Raw genomic sequence first — 17,481 nt, forward strand, 5'->3', positions numbered from 1 at the left:
GCAGCCTGGTGAAATGATGCCATGACATCGTGCAAAGCGGTCGCAAAAGACACAGTGAACGTGTCATCCCAAGCTTCATGCAGGAGGATGTATGCTCAAGGTCACAGGGGCTGGACCGACTAAGCTTTCTTCGAGTCAAGGCGCATCGGCGTCCGTTAATCCGTCTTCTTTCTCGCTCAACAATGCGTCCGATCTCTGGTCGCTCGTCGGCAATGCGCAGTCGCGCAGCGACATGTTGCTATTGTATCCGGAAGAGGCGCCGACACCGCCCAATATGGGCAGCAGCGCGAACGGCATCAATGAAAATGGTAGCGCCTCGACCACTGCGGCGCAGGCCGGGACCGGCGACGCAAAGATAGACGGCATCCTGAGCGGCGTGAAATGGGCCGGCGCGATCACTTATGCCGACACCGATTCCGCCGCCGACTATCAGTCGGGCTATTTTTCGGATGGTGACGGCAACGGCATCAGCGCGCAAAATGAAGGCTTTTTGCAATTTTCCGCCTTGCAGATGCGGGCGATGCACACCGCGCTCGATCAGTCGGCCTATACGCAGCCCTTGGCGGCGACCGCCTTTTCCGTCGAGGCCTTCACCAATCTCGGCATCAGCTATGCAGGATCGGGCGTGAGCACGGCGACCATCCGTGGCGCCAATTCGGATGATCCCGGCACCGCATACGCCTATTATCCCGACAACAGCATCTATGGCGGCGACACTTTCTTCGGCAATTATTACGACACCGTCATTGGCGGTCTCTATTCGCTGAAGACGCCGGTGGCGGGCAATTACGCCTGGCACACAATGTTCCACGAACTGGGCCATTCGCTGGGCCTCAAACATGGGCAGGAAACAGGCGGCCCCAGCAATGTCGCGCTGCCCACGGCCTGGGACTCGATCGAATTTTCGGTCATGACATATCGCAGTTATGTCGGCGCGCCGCTCAGCGGCTACAGCTATGAGGATTGGGGCGGCCCTCAGAGCTTCATGATGCTCGACATATTGGCGCTTCAGACCATGTATGGCGCCGACTATACGGTCAACAGCGGCAACACGGTCTACACTTGGAGTCCGACGACCGGCGAAACCTATATCGACGGCGGGCTGGCAATCGATCCGGGCGGCAATCGTATCTTCGCAACCGTCTGGGACGGCGGCGGCGTCGATACCTATGACCTGTCCAATTACACGACCAATTTGACGCTGGACCTCAATCCCGGCGGCTATTCGGTGTTCAGCGAGGCGCAGCTTGCCTATCTGGGCGACAATGGCAGCAGCGTCTACGCCCGCGGCAACATCTTCAACGCATTGCTCTATCAGGGAAACAAGGCGTCCTTGATAGAGAACGCGAATGGAGGATCGGGCGCCGATAGCATCACCGGCAATGACGCCAACAATGTGCTGCGTGGCAATGCGGGCAATGATATCATCAATGGCGGTTCGGGTGACGACACCCTGTCCGGCGGCGACGGCAATGACTTAATCTCCGGTGGTGACGGTAACGACCAGCTTCGCGGCGGCGCCGGAAATGACATTTTCGACGGTGGCAGTGGGCGGGATCTCATCTACGGTGAAGACGGCAACGACACGTTGAAAATCGTCAGCGGCTGGGGTGGTGGCTATGGCGAGATATTCGTCGGCGGTGCGGGTATCGACATGTTCGATTTCACGGGTGCGTCCGGATTGAATGGCTATGTCAACCTGACCGATGGCGAGTTCTGGAATATCAACACCCTATCCGGTCCGATTTCACTGGCCAGCGTTGAGAATGTGAATGCTGGCGCAGGGGCGGACAACATTATCGGCTCCGGGGAGGTCAACGTTCTCAACGGCAATGACGGCAATGACGTTATTTATGGTCTTGCCGGGAATGACACTCTTTTCGGTGGCGAAGGGGCTGATGTTCTGGATGGCGGCGAAGGCGTCGACGTCATGAATGGCGGCAATGGTAACGACATTTATTATGTTAATACGGCTAGCGACAATGTGATCGAAAGCTCGGCAGCCGGCGGCAACGATACGCTCTTCACCACGGTGACCTATAGCCTCACGGGACGCCTGATCGAGATTGCAACCCTTACCGGCACGTCCAACTCCAGCCTGACCGGCAATAATTTTGCCCAGACGATCAATGGCAATGATGCCAACAACAGTCTGAAGGGGCTGGGCGGCAATGACATATTGAACGGCAATGGCGGCAACGACATTCTCGAAGGGGGCGACGGCAACGACACGATGAACGGCGGCGCGGGGGATGATACCGTCCGCTATATCGATGCCACCGCCGGCGTGACCGTAAGCCTGGCAGTTTCCGGCGCTCAGGCGACTGGTGGTGCTGGTAGCGATACGCTGATTTCCATCGAGCATCTGTCCGGATCGGCCTTCCACGATATACTTGGCGGCAATGCCGGGAACAACAACCTGAAGGGTGGGTCGGGTAACGATCAACTCAATGGCGGCGGTGGCAATGACGTGCTGGATGGTGGCAACGGCGATGACATACTCAACGGCGGTTCTGGCGCGGACACGCTCACCGGCGGCGGCGGCAAGGACATCTTTGCCTTCCTGAACGGCCTCGGCGGGGGAAATGTCGACACGGTGACGGATTACTCTGTCGCTGACGATACATTTCGTCTGAATTCGGCAGCCTTTGGCGGGCTTGCGATCGGCTCTCTTTCTGCTGCCGCGTTCCGGATCGGATCTGCTGCTGGCGATGCGTCAGACCGGATCATCTACAACAGCGCGACCGGCGCTCTGCTGTTTGACGCGGACGGCACCGGTGCGACGGCCGCAGTGCAGTTCGCCAACATCTCGACCGGGCTGGCCATGACCAATGCGGAGTTCGTGATCGTCTAAAGGGGCTGGTTTTCGTCCCGCAGAGAAGGCGCCCGACGATTGTCAGGCGCCTTTTCATTTGCCGCCTGTTCCAGTGACATATGAGCCAGACTTCAAGCCAGCCGCAGTGCGACCTCGTTCATGAAGCGCGCGTCGTCATTCTTTGCCAGCCATTCCGCCTCCGCGCCGATCGCCCCCAGCATGTCGGCCAGCGCGTCCATTTCGCTTTTGGCATAGTTGCCCAGCACATATCCATGGACCTTGTCCTTATGCCCCGGATGGCCGATGCCGATCCGGACCCGGCGGAAATCTGCGCCGATATGTGCATCCGTCGACCGCAGCCCATTATGTCCGGCATTGCCACCGCCGCGCTTCACCTTGACCTTCATCGGCGTGAGGTCGAGTTCGTCGTGGAAGACGGTCACATCCTGCGGCGTCAGCTTGTAGAAGCGCATCGCCTCACCGATCGACCGACCGCTTTCGTTCATGAAGGTCGCTGGCTTCACCAGCAGGATCTTCTCCGGCCCGATCCGGCCTTCCTGCACCCAGCCCTGAAACTGCTTTTTCGGCGGGGAGAAGCGATACATGTCGGCGATCAGGTCCGCGACCATGAAGCCGACATTGTGCCGGTGCATCGCATATTGCTGCCCCGGATTGCCGAGGCCCGCCCAGATCTGCATCAACATTCTCCAGAAAAGCAAAGCCCCGCCCGAGCGTGGCTCGAACGGGACTTTGCAAAAACCTTACGGCTGGAAAAGGCTTATTCGCCTTCGGCCGGGGTTTCGGTGTCGCCTTCGGCGCTCTTGAGAGCCGAGGGAGCAACGATCGTGGCGATGGTGAAGTCGCGGTCGTCGATCGCCGTCTTCGCGCCCTTGGGCAGCGTCACGGCGCTGATGTGGATCGAATCGCCCACTTCGAAGCCCGACAGGTCGACAACGACGTCTTCGGGGATCTTGGCCGCGTCGACGACCAGTTCGATGTCGTGACGGACGACGTTCAGCACGCCACCCTTCTTCAGGCCCGGCGAGGCGTCTTCATTCTCGAAGCGCACGGGGACCGCGACGGTGACAGTGGCATGTTCCGAAACGCGCAGGAAATCGGCGTGCAGCGGACGGTCGGAGACGGGGTGGAACGCCACGTCCTTGGCCAGAGTGCGGACGGTCTTGCCGCCAACTTCGACCATGATGACCGAATTGAAGAAGTGACCGGTGCCGAGCTGCTTGTTGAGGAGCTTTTCCTCGACGTGGATCGACAGGGGTTCTTCATTGTTACCGTAGATGACGGCGGGTACGCGGCCCTCGCGGCGGAGAGCGCGGGAGGCTCCCTTGCCTGCCCGATCGCGTGCCTCGGCCGACAGCGTAAGCTGCTCGCTCATTGCGTGTCTCCAAAAGCAAATTTGATACAATTTCCCGCCACGCCTCCAGGGATGACCATCGCGGGAAGGCGGCCCTTTAGCAGAAAGGGGTGGAAAGGCAAGGGGCAGGCTGTTCACTGCACCCGCGTGATCGTGAACCCCCGCGCCTTGAGCAGATCGATCAGATTCTCCCGCCCGGTCAGGTGCCCCGCGCCCACGGCGATGAAGGGGCGCCCCCTCATCGGCTCGATCGTCTTCACCCAGTCGCGGTTGCGCGCGACCAGCACAGCGTCCTCGACTTGCCGATCGGGCTGCTCGCCATTCTGGTCCTCCTTCGCGATCGCATCCATGTCGCCCTTCACCCAGGCCTTGAGGATACGGTCGTAGAGGGCCTTCATGCCCTTGGCTTCATGCACGGTCTGAACCAGCAGGCGCGATTGCGCGGCTTCCGGCAGGGTGTCGAAGGCGGCGAATTGCCGCTCCACTGTCTCCAGCCCCCCGATCGGCTTGCCTGCCTTCTTGAAGGCCGCGATCAGCACCGGTTCCACGCCGTCATCCTGGCTGACGCCCAGCCCTTGCTGGCTTGCCGCCGACAATAGCATCGCCGCCGCCCAGCTTTCATAACCCGACAGCAGTTGCGAACTGGTCCCGCCATCGCTCAACGCCTTGAGCAGCGGGGCCTTCTCCGTCTCCGGCACCCGCGCCTCCAGCGGCGGCAGGTCCGGACTGCGGCCCATCTGCTCGAACAGGCTCAGCGTCTTCTGCTCGTCCTGCAAGTCCGCCGCCTCCAGCACCAGCCGGTCGGCCTGTCCCATGGCATCCTTTATCGCCGGCGTGTCCCAGGCGATGCCGCTCGGCAGGACATGGATCGTCCCGAACAGCCAGCCCTTCAGCTCACCCCGTTGCACCTGCCACAGGGCTGGGCCGCCCTGTGCCGGCGGCTGTTCGGGCGCCTTGCTACAGGCCGCAACGAGCGTAAGCGCGAAGAAGGCGAAGAAGCGCGTCATCAGCCGCATCGCGTCACTCCTTCACCCGGTGCGATGCGACGCCCAGCGCCTTCAACTGATCCTGCACGCTGCCCTTGCCCGCCAGATGGCCCGCGCCCACCGCGACGAAGACGGTGCCCGGCTGGTCCAGCCGGGCCTTGATCCACTTGGCCCAGTTGGCGTTGCGTCCGGTAAGCAGCACCTGCGCCAGTTCCGGCGTCGCCTCCAGCGATTCGTTCATCGACTTGGCCAGCTTGTCCGGCTGGCCCGCCTGCCAATAGGTCAGCAGATCGCCAAATTCCTTCTCCATCTCCGGCAGGCCGTCGACGGTCGCGTTCAGGAACTGCACCTGCTGCGCCATCGGCAGGCTGGCGAAGAAGCCCACCTGCTGCTCCACCGTCTCCAGCGCGTCGACCTTCTTGCCTGCGGCGGTCGCGGCGCTGCGCAGGATCTTCTCCGCGCCCAGATCATTCTTGTATCCCAGCTTCTCCAGCGGCGCGACCGACAGCGCCATGCCCGCCATCCACGGATTGAACATGTCGAACGCCCGCCATGGCATGCCGTTGGCGTCCATCGCCGCCTGATAGGTCGCCCGCGCATCGGGGCTGAGCCGGTCGGACAGCTTCACTCCGTCCTTTGCCATCGCCATGCCCGCCATGGTCGCACCCAGCTGGTTGGGGTCGTCCGGCTCGATGATCTCCAGCACCAGCTGGTCGGACTTGTCGAACGCCTGCTTCACGCCGCCGTTGAACCAGTCGATGCCCGGCTTCATCACATGGACCGTACCGAACAGATAGATGGTCGTGTCGTCATCCTTCACCTGCCAGAGGGCAGGGGTGGCGATGGATGCCGGACGAGCCTGCGCGGCCCCTCCGATCAGCAGCAGCGCGGCGGAAAATGTGCGAAGCAAAGCAGGGATCATCTTCATGCCTCCCTCCATGGGGAGCGCGCGGCGCAAGGGCAAGCCGCTTAACCCTGTTTGCCGCCGCTTTTCCTTGACCGTATCGGCCCCATGCGCCAAGGCGCGGACCACGTAAAACAGCTGTTTCCAGCTATTCGACAAGGGACCATCCGTGGCCGAAGGCAAAGTGCTTTCCTTCCAGGACCTGATCCTGACCCTCCATGCCTATTGGGGGAAACAGGGCTGCGTCATTCTCCAACCCTATGACATGGAAGTCGGCGCGGGCACCTTCCACCCGGCGACCACGCTGCGCAGCCTTGGTCCCAACGCCTGGAACGCCGCCTATGTGCAGCCCAGCCGTCGCCCGACCGATGGCCGCTATGGCGAAAATCCCAACCGGCTTCAGCATTATTACCAGTATCAGGTGATCATGAAGCCCAGCCCGGCGAACCTTCAGGAACTCTATCTGGGGTCGCTGAAGGAAATCGGCATCGATCCGCTGGTCCATGACATCCGTTTCGTCGAGGATGACTGGGAAAGTCCGACGCTGGGCGCCTGGGGTCTCGGCTGGGAAGTCTGGTGCGATGGCATGGAAGTCACCCAGTTCACTTATTTCCAGCAGATGGGCGGGTTCGACTGCAAGCCAGTCGCGGGCGAGCTGACCTACGGGCTTGAACGCCTCGCCATGTATATTCAGGGCGTCGACAGCGTCTACGACCTGAAGTTCAACGATGCGGGCGTCACCTATGGCGACGTCTTCCTCGAAAATGAGAAGCAGATGTCGAAATGGAATTTCGAGATCGCCGACACCGAAAAGCTGTTCCGCTGGTTCAAGGATGCCGAGGCCGAGTGCAAGGCGTCGCTGGCAGCGGGCGTCCCGCTCGCTGCCTATGACCAGGCGATCAAGGCCAGCCATGTGTTCAACCTGCTCCAGGCGCGCGGCGTCATCTCGGTGCAGGAACGCGCCAGCTATATCGGCCGCGTCCGCGACCTCGCCAAGGGCGCGTGCGAAAAGTGGATGGAAGTGAACGGGTGGGCCGCGTGATGCAACTGGTTGCCCACCTAACGCCGTTCGTGTCGAGCGAAGTCGAGACACGTTCGCGCCACCTGTCCTTCACGTCTCTCGACTTCGCTCGAGATGAACGGAATATTTGAGCATGACCGATTTCCTCCTCGAACTGCGCTGCGAAGAAATTCCCGCGCGCATGCAGCTCAAGGCCTCCGACGACCTCGCCCGCCTCTTTACCGAGGAACTGGCGAAGGCGGGCCTCAAGCCTGAAGCCGTCGACAGCTTCGTCACGCCGCGCCGTCTGGCGTTGATCGCCCGCAACCTGCCGCTCGAAACGGCGGCGGTGAGCGAGGAATTCAAAGGCCCGCGCACCAGCGCCCCCGCGCAGGCGCTTGAAGGCTTTTTGCGCAAGACCGGCCTGACGCAGGATCAGCTGGAAGACCGCGATGGCGTGTGGTTCGCCGTGGTGAACAAGCCCGGTCGCGCCACGGCGCAGGTACTGGCCGAAGCGGTCCCGGCCGTGGTCCGGGCTTTCCCCTGGCCCAAGTCGATGCGCTGGGGCGTCGCCAGCCAGACGACCGAAAGTCTGCGCTGGGTCCGTCCGTTGCAGGGCATCGTCGCGATCCTGGGCGAAGATCTTGTCGATATCGAGATCGACGGAGCATCGCCAGGAAAAGTGGGAGCCGGTTTTCCGGCCGGCGATGCGACCAACAAAAACGTCATTCGTAGCGGCTACGCCACGCTCGGCCATCGCTTCCATCATCCGGGTGAAATCACCATCGGCAGTGCGCACGACTATGTCGAAAAGCTGCGCGCCTGCCATGTCATCGCGAGCCATCAGGAACGCCAGTCGATCATCGAGGCGAAGGCCGCACAGGCCGCCGCCGCGCTTGGCTATAGCGTGATCGAGGACAAGGGGCTGGTGGCGGAAAATGCGGGCCTCACCGAATGGCCGGTGCCGCTGCTCGGCGATTTCGATCCGGCCTTTCTGGAAGTGCCGCCCGAAGTCATCCAGCTGACACTGCGCATCAACCAGAAATATTTCGTGCTGCGCGATGCGGCGGGCAAGCTGGCCCCGGCCTTTATCTGCACCGCCAATATCGAGGCGAAGGATGGCGGCGCGGCGATCATCGCCGGCAACCGCAAGGTTCTGGCCGCGCGCCTCAGCGACGCCCGCTTCTTCTGGGAGCAGGACCGCAAGACCAGCCTCGCGGACCATGCGCAGAAGCTGGAACGCATCACCTTCCACGAGAAACTCGGCACCGTCGCCGACAAGGTCGATCGCGTCGCGAAGCTGGCAAGATGGCTGGTGGAAGAGGGGATTGTTGGCTCCAGTGCTCCTGCGAAAGCAGGAGCCCAGGGTGACGACGCGCAATCCGGCCCGGGGCTCCTGCGTGCGCAGGAGCACGGCAAGGAAGGACTGGCCGACCTCGCCGAACAGGCAGCGCGCCTCGCCAAGGCCGACCTCGTCACCGAAATGGTCGGCGAGTTCCCCGAATTGCAGGGCGTTATGGGCGGCTATTACGCCCGCGCCGAAGGCCTGCCCGACGCGGTGGCCGACGCCATCCGCGACCATTACAAGCCGGTCGGGCAGGGCGATGACGTGCCCGTTGCGCCGGTCACGGTAGCGGTGTCGCTGGCGGACAAGCTGGATACCCTCTGCCAATTCTTTTTCGTTGATCTGCTGCCTACAGGATCGAAGGATCCATTTGCTTTAAGACGACAAGCCTTGTCAGTGCTGTCTCTTCTTGTCGTTTGTAATCTGCGTCTAGAACTGACGCCTATTATTATCCAAGAAATGAGCAAAGGCGCTATGTATCGCGCAGCATTCGTCGATGGTTTTGCGTATGGAAGTTATGAAATTGCTGCCCAGTCTGTCGGCGTTGACCTGGTTCCAGCTCACGAAGAAACATACATCGACGAAAAATTTGAGAAAGCTAAATCGTCCGTGGTTTCGCGGATTGAAGGGGCTCTACCCTTACTCCTCGACTTCTTCGCCGACCGCCTCAAGGTCCAGCAGAAGGAAGCCGGTGTCCGTCACGACCTGATCGACGCAGTATTCGCACTGGGCGGCGAGGATGATCTCGTCCGCCTGCTCGCCCGAGTGAAGGCGCTCCAGTCCTTCGTCGCGACCGACGACGGCGCCAACCTGCTCGCCGGCTACAAGCGCGCTGCCAATATCCTCAAGAAGGAAGGTGTTGAAAAGGCGGAAGCAATTTCCCTTTCCTATGAACCGGAAAAAGCGGAAGCTGACCTGATCGCCGCGCTCGATGCGGCGGAACCGCGGGCGGCGCAGGCTGTGGCGGCGGAGGATTTCGAGGGCGCCATGGCCGCGCTCGCGACGCTCCGCGCGCCGATCGATGCCTTCTTTGATGCCGTCACGGTCAATGATGCCGATCCGGCCAAACGCACGACTCGCCTCGCGCTGCTGGCGCGAGTGCGTGATGCAGTGCACAATGTCGCCGACTTTTCGAAAATTGCGGGATAAGGAAACGATATTCCAAAATTTACGGGAAATATGCGAAGTTAGGCGGGATATTTCCTATCCCATCAAGCATTATGACGCTAATTGCGACAACATTGTTGCAACGCACAACTCGGCAATCAGTGCAGGGAGAGCCGGTACTATGGTAATGACGGAAGAGGCCCAGATGAGCAGCACTTCGACCCGCTATGTCTATCGTTTTGGCGGTGACGTGAATGACGGGGGGAAGGGCGACAAGAACTTGCTGGGCGGCAAGGGCGCCAACCTCGATGGCATGGCCGCGATCGGCCTGCCGGTGCCGCCGGGCTTCACCATCACCACCGAAATGTGTACCCGCTATTATACCGATGGCGGCGTCTATCCCGAAAGCCTGAAGGCTGAGGTCGCGAACGGCATCGCTCATATCGAGGGCGTCACCGGCAAGAGGTTCGGTGACAAGGCCGACCCGCTGCTGGTGTCGGTCCGGTCTGGCGCGCGCATTTCGATGCCGGGCATGATGGACACCGTCCTCAACCTCGGCCTCAACGACGAAACCGTGCTGGGCCTTGCCGCCGCATCGGGTGACGAGCGTTTCGCCTGGGACAGCTATCGCCGCTTCATCCAGATGTATTCGGACGTCGTTCTGGAACTGGATCATGGCGCGTTCGAGGAAGCCCTCGAAATCGCCAAGGAAGATAATGGCTATACGCTCGACACCGAACTGACCGCCGACGACTGGAAGGCGCTGGTCAGCGAATATAAGGCGCTGGTCCAGAAGCTCTGGAACAAGCCCTTCCCGCAGGACGTCCATGACCAGCTCTGGGGCGCGATCAGCGCCGTGTTCGGTTCGTGGCAGGCCGACCGTGCGAAGGTCTATCGCCGCCTGAACTCGATCCCCGGCGACTGGGGCACTGCCGTCAACGTGCAGGCGATGGTGTTCGGCAATATGGGCGACACCTCAGCCACTGGCGTCGCCTTCACCCGCGACCCCGCCACCGGCGAGAACGCCTATTATGGCGAATATCTGATCAACGCCCAGGGCGAGGACGTGGTCGCGGGCATCCGCACGCCGCAGTACCTCACCAAGCAGGCGCGCGAACGGGCAGGGGCCAAGCCGCTGTCGATGGAAGAGGCGATGCCCGAAACCTATGCCGAACTGGCGCGGGTGTTCGAAATCCTCGAAAAACATTATCGCGACATGCAGGACATCGAGTTCACGGTGCAGCAGGGCAAGCTCTGGATGCTCCAGACCCGTTCGGGCAAGCGCACTGCCAAGGCCGCGCTCAAGATCGCGGTCGACATGGCGAGCGAAGGCCTGATCTCGGAAGAAGAAGCCGTCGCCCGCGTCGATCCCGCCGCGCTCGATCAGCTTCTCCACCCGACCCTCGATCCCAAGGCGCCGCGCGACGTGCTGACCAAGGGCCTGCCTGCCTCGCCGGGCGCGGCCAGCGGCCTGATCGTGTTCGACGCCGACACGGCCGAGCGTCGCAACGAACTGGGTGACGCCGTCATCCTGGTCCGCGTCGAAACCTCGCCGGAAGACATTCACGGCATGCACGCGGCCAAGGGCATCCTGACCGCGCGCGGCGGCATGACCAGCCACGCCGCCGTGGTGGCGCGCGGCATGGGCCGTCCCTGCGTTTCCGGCGCGGGCAGCCTGTCGATCGACAATGCCAACAAGATCCTGCGCATCGGCAGCCGCGAGCTGAAGGAAGGCGACATCCTGACCATCGACGGCGCTACCGGCGAAGTCATGGCGGGCGAGGTTCCGACCGTTCAGCCCGAACTGGCCGGCGACTTCGGCATCCTGATGGCCTGGGCCGACAAGGTCCGTCGCCTCAAGGTCCGCGCCAATGCCGAAACCCCGCAGGACTGCAAGGTCGCGCGCGAATTCGGCGCCGAGGGCGTGGGTCTGTGCCGTACCGAACGTATGTTCTTCGATGCGGCGCGCATCACCGCCGTGCGCGAAATGATCCTGGCCGACAGCGAGAAGGGCCGCCGCGCCGCGCTTGACAAGCTGCTGCCCGAACAGCGCGATGACTTCGCGCAGATCTTCATGGTGATGGCCGGCCTGCCCGTGACCATCCGCCTGCTCGACCCGCCGCTCCACGAGTTCCTGCCGCACGGTGAAGCGGAGTTCGAGGAAGTGGCAAAGGCCGCCGGCGTCGGTGTCGAGGCGCTCAAGCGTCGCGCTGCCGAACTGCATGAATTCAACCCGATGCTCGGCCATCGCGGTTGCCGTTTGGGCGTCACCTATCCCGAAATCTACGAGATGCAGGCCCGTGCCATCTTCGAAGCCGCGCTGATCGTGAAGGAACGGAGCGGTGAGGCGCCGATCCCCGAAGTCATGATCCCGCTCGTCGCGACGAAGAAGGAGCTGGAACTGATGAAGGCGATCGTCGATCAGGTCGCCAAGGACGTCTTTGCGGAGAAGGGCGCATCGGTCGACTATCTTGTCGGTACGATGATCGAATTGCCCCGTGCGGCGCTCAAGGCAGGCGAGATTGCCGAAGTCGGCGAATTTTTCTCCTTCGGCACCAACGACTTGACCCAGACCACGATCGGCATCAGCCGCGACGACGCCGGCCGCTTCCTGACGCAATATGTTGATAAGGGCATCTTCGCCCGCGACCCGTTCGTCAGCATCGATGTGGAGGGTGTGGGCCAGCTGATCGAACTGGCGGCCGAACGCGGCCGGGCGACCCGCCCCGGCATCAAGCTCGGCATCTGCGGCGAGCATGGCGGTGATCCTGCCTCAATCGCCTTCTGCGAGCAGACCGGCCTCGATTATGTGTCGGCCTCGCCCTATCGCGTGCCGATCGCCCGCCTCGCTGCGGCGCAGGCTGCGCTGGCGAAGAAGTAAAGGGAAAGGGCGGGAGGCAACTCCCGCCCTTCTTCATTTCAGGCCGGTCCGGGATTCAGTTCGATCCGGTCAGGCGACTGAACAGGCCGGGCTTTTCGCCACGATCCAGTTCCACCGCCTGCCCGCGCCAGTCCTCATGCGCGATCGCGCCGGGCTTTAGCCCCAGCCGAGCCTCCAGTGTGGCTTCCTGCTCGGCATTGAGCGCGGCGATCTGCGCGAACCGATGATAGCCCGCCTCGTTCAGAGAAACTTCCTGCGTCTCGCTGATGCCCCTGATTCGACTGAGGTTGTCCCGGCCATGCACCGCGCCTGCGACCGCCGTCGCGGTGCCCGGACCGATCGGACCGGCCGACTGTCGCTCCAGTTCGGCGATTCGCGTGTTGGCAGCTTCGATTCGTGCGTCGCGTTCCTTAATAGCGGTGCGATGCGCGATCTGCTCGTCGCGCCAAAGCTGCCGATATTTGCCGCGCCCGCTCATCATCAGGCCCAGCAGCCAGCCCACGGCCAACGCGATCAGCAGCAGCGCCAGTTCGTTCATGGTGAAGCTCATTGTTTGGCATCCTTTCCTGCGTTCTGAACGGGGAAAGGGGGCAAAGGTTGCCGTGCGGACCGGGCCACCAAATTAACCGTAGGAAAAGTGTAAAAAGGGGCTTGCCCAATCCTTCGGTCGCTTCTATCAGCGCCACTCCAACGCACCCGTAGCTCAGCTGGATAGAGCATCAGACTACGAATCTGAGGGTCGGACGTTCGAATCGTTCCGGGTGCACCATTTTCTAGAAACGGGCGGCTTTTCAGTCGCCTTTTTCTTTGCCTTCAACCTGTGGCCAAAGCGATCATGGCGTCGATGTCGGCATGGATTTCCAGCAGCGTCGCGATCTCGTCCAGCGCATCCTCGACCGAATGGTCATAATCCTCACCCGCCGATTGCCCGCCCAACCGCCGCAGCAGCGCGTCGCGCAACGCGGTGCTGGCAAGCAGCCCATGCACATAGCTGCCCATGACTCGGCCATCCCGGCTGATGGCGCCGTCGGGCTGCCCATCCAGCAGCGCAAAGGGTTGCGCGCAGTCCGGGCCATCGGTGCGCCCCATATGCATCTCATAGCCGTCGAAAGCTGCGTCCAGCGCTCGCCCGCGCACGGCCTCCAGCGTCTTGGCGCCGCTCAGGACCGTGTTCACGTCCAGCAGGCCCAGGCCCTCGATTGCACCGGCCGGCCCTTCCACCCCATCGGGGTCGCTGATCGTCTTCCCCAGCATCTGATACCCGCCGCAAATGCCCAGCACGGCGCCGCCACGCCGGTGATGCGCGCGAATGTCGATGTCCCACTGCTGCGCCACCATCGCCCGCATATCGGCAATCGTCGCCTTGGAGCCGGGCAGGATCACCAGCGCAGCCTCGGCCGGGATCGGTTGGCCCGGCCCGATCATGCGCAGGTCGACAGTCGGCTCCAGCTTCAGCGGATCGAGGTCGTCGAAATTGGAAATGCGCGGCAACACCGGGCAGGCGATCACCAGCGGCGCATCGGCTGAGAAGGACCGCCGGTCCAGCACCACCGCATCCTCGCTCGGCAGTCGCGCTACGGCGTCGAGCCAGGGAACCACGCCCATGCCGCGCCAGCCGGACAGCGATTCGATCTGGGCATAGCCATCCTCGAACAGCGAAGGATCGCCACGGAATTTGTTGATGAGGAAGCCCCGGATCATCGCGGCATCCTCCGGATCGATCACCGCCCGCGTACCGACCACCGCTGCGATCACGCCACCTCGGTCGATATCGCCGACCAATATCACGGGGACATTGGCGGCGCGAGCAAAGCCCATATTGGCGATGTCTCCGGCACGCAGGTTGATTTCGGCGGGCGACCCCGCACCCTCGACGACGCCGATATCGCACTGCGCCTTCAACCGCGCGTAGCTTTCGAGCACGGCCCCCAGCAATTGCCCCCGCGCCGCGCGATAATTGCCCGACCCCAGCGTACCGCGCACCTGTCCATGCACGATGAGTTGCGAGGTCCGGTCGGCCTGCGGTTTCAGCAGTACCGGGTTCATGTCGGTATGGAGCGGCACGCCGCAGGCGATCGCCTGCAAGGCTTGCGCTCGGCCGATCTCGCCCCCGTCGGTCGTCACGGCGGCATTGTTGGACATATTCTGCGGCTTGAACGGCCTGACCCGATAGCCCCGCCGCACCAGTGCCCGGCATAGCCCGGCGACCAGCACCGACTTGCCAACATCCGACCCGGTTCCCTGCAACATGATAGCGCCCATCCTTTCCTCCTGCCGTCAGGCGGCAGGCAGGGCAAGGGCGTCGACGATGCGGTTCAGATACCGCGCTTATATTCCAGCGCGTCGATGATCATTCCGCCCGCCATGAACACGGCGCCCGAACAGGCGAGTGCCAGCAACTGGCCGCCGGTGCCGGGATATTGATGCATATAGGCGACCCCGCGTTCGGCAGCGCCCAGCGCCAGAGCATAGATGACCAGAAACGCCTCGAACTTGGTCTTGATGATGAAGAGGCTCTTGATCCGTTCCATGGTCATCCCGTCTGACATCAGCCCCCTTGCGATCAGGGGGCGAGGTCGCCTGAAAGTTGCAAATGGTCAACAAGTGCTAACCATGATTGCTCGATCCGTGCAATCAGCCGGGTGTCGCTCAAATCCTCCGGAGCGATGGATTCTGGCCAATAATTGGACACTATACCCGCAATGGCCTCCAGCTTCGCCTCATCGACCAGGAAGCGAGGATCGATGGTAGCGGGGTCGGCCACGATTCGCAGGCGCAGGCAGGCGGGGCCACCGCCATTGGCCATGGACTGGCGCACATCGACCGGCACCAGCCGACGGATCGGGCCATTGCCAGCGACCATCTGTTGCAGCCAGGTCCAGACAGCCGGCGTATCCTGCGCCTCCGTCGGCAGGATCAGTGCCATGCCGCCATCGGGCAACGTTACCAGCTGCGCGTTGAACAGATAGCTCCTGATCGCATCGGACAGGCTGACGGCGCTCGCCGGAACTTCCACAATCTCGACGCAGGGCAGAGCAGCCCGCAGATCGGTGTAGAAACGCGCCTTGTCGGCAAAAGCGAGCTCATGGGTGAAGAGTACGCGCTCGTTGGCGACGGCGACCACGTCATTGTGGAAGGCGCCGGCCGCGATCGCTTCCTCCGACTGCTGCACGAACAGGGCTTTGGCCGGATCGAGGCCATGGATGCGCGCAACCGCCTTGCTCGCCTCGACATGCTGACGTGCGGGGAAGGGGCCACCGGATTGGCCATAGACGAAAACTTCGACACCGGGCAGGTCGTGCCGCTCGGTCAGGCGCATGTGGTTGGCCGCGCCCTCGTCGCCGAAGGGTGGCGGGACCGGATCATGCACCGCAAAGGCGCGATCGTCGGAAAAGGCGATCCGCAACTGAGCCAGCGTCTGGGGCCATTCATGGCTGCGATGCGCCATGGTGACGAGGTTCGCGACGGTCAGGTGCGTCCGTCCATCCAGCGTATCAGCGGCTGGCGACACGGTGGCTGCATTGGCCGCCCACATGGAGGAGGCCGACATGGCGGCGGCGCGGATATGCGGCTCTGCCGCGCCGACATCCGTACCCAATCGCGTCAGCCAGGCGCCGTCCGGGCGCCATTGCGGCAGGAAGATGCCCTGCTTCAGCCCCAGCCGGATATTGCCGCGCATCTTCTCGATGCCTTGCAACGCCGCCGCGCGCGGTTGCGACGCCGCCCCGGCGTTGCGGGCGGACGCCAGATTGCCGAGGCTGAGTCCCGCATAATTGTGGCTCGGTCCGATCAGCCCGTCGAAATTGATCTCGGTAACGCTCATGCCCGTCCCGCCATGGTGAAAATGTCGCCTATCTCCAGCCCCAGACGAGCAGCGCTGGCCGCGTCCAGAGAGATTGAGCCGTCAGCATTTTCCAGCACGAAGCCCCAGGTGCAGCGATAATCGGCAAGCCGGCCGATCGCGATCAGCATCCGGTCGCCGCCCTTATCATGCGTGGCAGACAGGGCGACGTCGCGGGCCGCCGCGATCGTCTTCAACTGATCGATCTGCCCGATCATGGTCGGCCCGCCGTCGAAAATATCGACATAGCCGGCATTGTCGAAGCCTTCCGTCTCCAGCATCCGCATGGCTGCGCGGCCGTTGGGATGGGGCAGGCCGATGACGGCGCGGGCGCTGTCGGTCAGCATGGCGGTGTAGATGGGCGTCTTGGGCATCAGGTCGGCGATGAACTGGTTGCCGTTCACCGCATTGAACTCATCCGCCTCCTGAAAACTCATGCCGAAGAAACGCCCCGCAAGCCCGTCCCAAAAGGGCGATCCGCCCGCTTCGTCGATGACGCCGCGCAATTCCGCGATCACCCGGTCGCCGAAGCGCGTACGATGGTTGCGGATGTACAGATAGCGGCTGCGTGCCAGCAGCAGGCCCAGCCCCTCGGCCCGTTCACGCGGATGGAGGAACAGTCCGCCCACCTCCACCGATCCTTCCAGATCGGTGGTGAGCGATAGCATCTGCGCGCGGAACGTCCGCCCCAACTCCCGACTATGCTGGGTCAGCACGCCGAGGCGATAGGAATAGAAGGGCCAGCTTTGCCCCACGGTCGAGAAAATCTGGCAGGTGCCACGGACTTGCCCGGTCTCGACATTCTCCAGTACCATGACGATCAGTTCGTCTTCAATGCCTTCGCCCTGCCGCGCCAGCGCCTTTTCGGTGCGTTCCAGCTTGGCGGCAAGTGATGTGCGATCAGGCGGCAGGTTGGTAAAGCCGCCTCCGGTCAGCTTCGCCATTTCATACAGCGTCTGCAAATCGTCCGCGCGCGCAATGCGCATGATGAAGCTCAAGCGGTTATCCCCTCTCTTATATCCTGTCCCGGTTGAAATCGTCCCTGCGCGATTCGCCAGATGGCCAGCGCCGACAGCCGCGCGCGCTCGGCCAGGCTGTCGACCAGCAGGAATTCGGCATCGCTATGGATGCTGCCGCCCCGCACGCCCATCGTGTCGACCACGGGGACACCGCAGGCGGCGATATTGTTGCCGTCGCACACACCGCCGGTGTCGCGCCATCCGATGGACA

Annotated in this window: 13 protein-coding genes, 1 tRNA gene and 1 pseudogene; 5 read left to right on the forward strand and 10 right to left on the reverse strand. The window is 62.6% G+C overall.

The genetic code is table 11. The annotated features are described in order from the left end of the window. Window positions 1-91 precede the first annotated feature (91 nt). Complete coding sequence (locus VMR39_RS07085) at window positions 92-2,854, forward strand: M10 family metallopeptidase (protein WP_325415276.1); 2,763 nt, start codon at window positions 92-94, stop codon at window positions 2,852-2,854. Between the two features lie 92 nt (window positions 2,855-2,946). Here VMR39_RS07085 and pth read toward each other — a convergent pair whose 3' ends face one another. The 4 genes from pth to VMR39_RS07105 form a co-directional block, all read right to left on the reverse strand. Then, window positions 2,947-3,513 (reverse strand): aminoacyl-tRNA hydrolase, encoded by a 567-nt coding sequence (gene pth, locus VMR39_RS07090; RefSeq protein WP_325415277.1) that lies wholly within the window; start codon window positions 3,511-3,513, stop codon window positions 2,947-2,949. Between the two features lie 80 nt (window positions 3,514-3,593). Continuing rightward, on the reverse strand, window positions 3,594-4,208 hold the full coding sequence (locus tag VMR39_RS07095) for a 50S ribosomal protein L25/general stress protein Ctc (protein ID WP_179042352.1): 615 nt from the start codon (window positions 4,206-4,208) through the stop codon (window positions 3,594-3,596). A 113-nt stretch (window positions 4,209-4,321) separates the two neighbouring features. Continuing rightward, entirely contained in the window at window positions 4,322-5,203 is an 882-nt protein-coding gene (locus VMR39_RS07100; RefSeq protein WP_325415278.1) for a TraB/GumN family protein, read from the reverse strand. Between the two features lie 4 nt (window positions 5,204-5,207). Continuing rightward, window positions 5,208-6,095: a TraB/GumN family protein gene (locus tag VMR39_RS07105; protein ID WP_414712468.1), complete on the reverse strand. Its 888-nt coding sequence runs from the start codon at window positions 6,093-6,095 to the stop codon at window positions 5,208-5,210. Window positions 6,096-6,246: 151 nt separating this feature from the next. Between VMR39_RS07105 and VMR39_RS07110 the strand changes: the two genes are divergently transcribed. The 3 genes from VMR39_RS07110 (at window position 6,247) to ppdK (ending at window position 12,410) form a co-directional block, all read left to right on the forward strand. Next, window positions 6,247-7,119, forward strand: a complete 873-nt coding sequence (locus VMR39_RS07110; protein WP_325415280.1) for a glycine--tRNA ligase subunit alpha — start codon at window positions 6,247-6,249, stop codon at window positions 7,117-7,119. A 112-nt stretch (window positions 7,120-7,231) separates the two neighbouring features. Continuing rightward, window positions 7,232-9,571, forward strand: a complete 2,340-nt coding sequence (gene glyS / locus VMR39_RS07115) for a glycine--tRNA ligase subunit beta (RefSeq protein WP_325415281.1) — start codon at window positions 7,232-7,234, stop codon at window positions 9,569-9,571. 139 nt (window positions 9,572-9,710) lie between these two features. Next, window positions 9,711-12,410 (forward strand): pyruvate, phosphate dikinase, encoded by a 2,700-nt coding sequence (gene ppdK, locus VMR39_RS07120; RefSeq protein WP_325415282.1) that lies wholly within the window; start codon window positions 9,711-9,713, stop codon window positions 12,408-12,410. A 55-nt stretch (window positions 12,411-12,465) separates the two neighbouring features. Here the strand turns inward: ppdK and VMR39_RS07125 are convergent, their stop codons facing one another. Further along, on the reverse strand, window positions 12,466-12,960 hold the full coding sequence (locus VMR39_RS07125; RefSeq protein WP_325415283.1) for a hypothetical protein: 495 nt from the start codon (window positions 12,958-12,960) through the stop codon (window positions 12,466-12,468). 142 nt (window positions 12,961-13,102) lie between these two features. On the opposite strand from VMR39_RS07125, the gene VMR39_RS07130 reads away from it, so the two are divergent. Continuing rightward, window positions 13,103-13,179 (forward strand) — tRNA-Arg (locus VMR39_RS07130). 44 nt (window positions 13,180-13,223) lie between these two features. On the opposite strand, the gene VMR39_RS07135 is transcribed toward VMR39_RS07130, so the two are convergent. The 5 genes and pseudogenes from VMR39_RS07135 to VMR39_RS07155 all read right to left on the reverse strand — a co-directional run. Then, window positions 13,224-14,672 (reverse strand): cobyric acid synthase, encoded by a 1,449-nt coding sequence (locus VMR39_RS07135; RefSeq protein ID WP_325415284.1) that lies wholly within the window; start codon window positions 14,670-14,672, stop codon window positions 13,224-13,226. Between the two features lie 53 nt (window positions 14,673-14,725). After that, a complete protein-coding gene (locus VMR39_RS07140; protein WP_325415287.1) occupies window positions 14,726-14,941 on the reverse strand; it encodes a hypothetical protein in 216 nt (71 codons plus the stop codon). 32 nt (window positions 14,942-14,973) lie between these two features. Continuing rightward, window positions 14,974-16,233, reverse strand: coding sequence for an N-succinylarginine dihydrolase (locus tag VMR39_RS07145; RefSeq protein WP_325415285.1), 1,260 nt, complete (start codon window positions 16,231-16,233; stop codon window positions 14,974-14,976). Further along, window positions 16,230-17,249, reverse strand: coding sequence for an arginine N-succinyltransferase (locus tag VMR39_RS07150; RefSeq protein ID WP_325415286.1), 1,020 nt, complete (start codon window positions 17,247-17,249; stop codon window positions 16,230-16,232). The genes VMR39_RS07145 and VMR39_RS07150 overlap by 4 nt, the downstream gene beginning before the upstream one ends. Beyond that, window positions 17,246-17,481: pseudogene (locus VMR39_RS07155) on the reverse strand (hypothetical protein); the annotation flags it as partial. The gene VMR39_RS07150 and the pseudogene VMR39_RS07155, both read right to left, overlap by 4 nt.

The organism is Sphingobium sp. (assembly GCF_035511395.1).
GTDB lineage: Bacteria > Pseudomonadota > Alphaproteobacteria > Sphingomonadales > Sphingomonadaceae > Sphingobium.